This is a genomic window from Chitinimonas violaceus, from assembly GCF_052601015.1.
Window position 1 is genome coordinate 1 of the sequence record NZ_JBQXDJ010000290.1, and the last position, 255, is coordinate 255.

Consider the following 255-nt stretch of genomic DNA (forward strand, 5'->3'; position numbering starts at 1 on the left):
TGGCTGTGATGCCTGTCGTCTGGAAGCTGGCCTGACCTGTATCCGCATCACTGATGGTGAGCGTGCCGCTGTCAGTAAGCAAACCCGTACTACCTACTGCCACATCCTCTGTCACAGCGCCGATCGCTTTGCCGGCAATCACTGGAACATCATCGGTACCCGTGACGGTGATCGCAACATTGGACGGGGTTCCATCCACACTTGCCACTGCAAAGTTCAGCGTCAACGATTGGCCCGCTCTCAGACCTTGTACTT

Annotated in this window: 1 protein-coding gene; it reads right to left on the reverse strand. The window is 56.1% G+C overall.

All coding sequences use genetic code 11. The features are described 5' to 3' along the window. Positions 1–255, reverse strand: a 255-nt coding sequence (locus tag ACUHMQ_RS21665) for a VCBS domain-containing protein (protein WP_445297431.1), incomplete at both ends; no start/stop codon positions are given.